Origin of the sequence: Pseudomonas sp. EA_5y_Pfl2_R50 (assembly GCF_963970475.1) — a bacterium.
GTDB lineage: Bacteria > Pseudomonadota > Gammaproteobacteria > Pseudomonadales > Pseudomonadaceae > Aquipseudomonas.
Genome location: NZ_CAXAPT010000038.1, coordinates 1 through 1,231, shown reverse-complemented (window position 1 = coordinate 1,231; position 1,231 = coordinate 1). Strand labels below are relative to the sequence as shown.

General features: G+C 53.2%; 1 protein-coding gene. It reads left to right on the top strand.

Annotation, left to right across the window (positions count from 1 at the left end):
* Positions 1-62 precede the first annotated feature (62 nt).
* A protein-coding gene (locus tag AACY19_RS26540; protein WP_102063847.1) for an IS3 family transposase occupies positions 63-1,213 on the top strand; the annotation gives its coding sequence in 2 pieces (ribosomal slippage) (positions 63-306 and positions 306-1,213; 1,152 coding nt in all).
* The last annotated feature ends 18 nt before the right edge of the window (positions 1,214-1,231 follow it).

Below are 1,231 nucleotides of genomic sequence, written 5' to 3'. Positions count from 1 at the left end.
TGAATCGCCCCGGGTTTCGTAGACACCTCCATGCCTTAAAATGAGGCCAATCAGGAGGTGCCATGAGCAACCCGCGTTATCCCGAAGAATTCAAAATCCAAGCAGTCAATCAAGTGACCGAAAAGAAGCTGCCTGTCGCTGAGGTAGCGGCCCGTCTCGGCGTGTCGACGCATAGCCTCTATGCCTGGATAAAGCGCTACAGCAAACCTCAAGAAGAACGGCAGCAGGATGATGATCAGCATGCTGAGCTACGTCGTCTGCGAGCGGAACTCAAGCGCGTCACTGAAGAGCGAGACATCTTAAAAAAGGCCGCCGCGTACTTTGCCAAGGAGTGCGGCTGAAGTACGCTTTTATCAAGCAGCGCGCGGGCGACTATTCGATTCGACGGCTTTGCCTGACGCTGAAAGTCCATCCCAGCGGTTATTACGCCTGGCTGTCTGAGCCGCAATCTGTACGCGCCAAAGACGACCAGCGACTGCTGGGTTTGATCAAGCATTCCTGGCTGGAGAGCGGTGGCGTTTATGGCTATCGCAAAATCCACGACGATCTGCGCGAGGTCGGTGAGGATTGTGGTCGTCATCGTGTGGCGAGGCTGATGCGTCTTGAAGGTCTGCGTTCTCAGACAGGTTATCGACGCCGCCCTGGAAAGTACGGCGGTAAGCCAGCGGTCGTCTCACCCAATTTGCTGAAGCGCCAGTTCGATGTTGTGGAACCCAACAAGGTTTGGGTAACCGACATCACGTACATTCGTACGTATGAAGGCTGGTTGTATTTGGCGGTGGTACTGGATCTGTTTTCTCGGCAGGTCGTTGGCTGGTCAATGAAGTCGCAGATGACCAGTGATTTGGCTATTGATGCGTTGTTGATGGCGGTTTGGAGGCGTAAACCGAAGCAAGAGGTGATGGTTCATTCCGACCAAGGCAGCCAGTACAGCAGCTCCGATTGGCGCAGCTTTTTGAAGGCAAACAATTTGGTTGCCAGCATGAGTCGCCGAGGCAACTGTCATGACAACGCCGTGGCCGAGAGCTTTTTCCAGCTTCTGAAACGGGAACGGATCAAGCGAAAAATCTACACCACGAGGGAAGATGCTCGGAGTGATGTGTTTGATTACATCGAGATGTTCTACAACGTAAAACGCCGCCATGGTTTCAACAATCAGCTGTCACCGGTAGAGTTTGAAAAGCGTTACGCAATGAGCTTGCAAGGTGTCTAGAGAATCCGGGGCGATTCA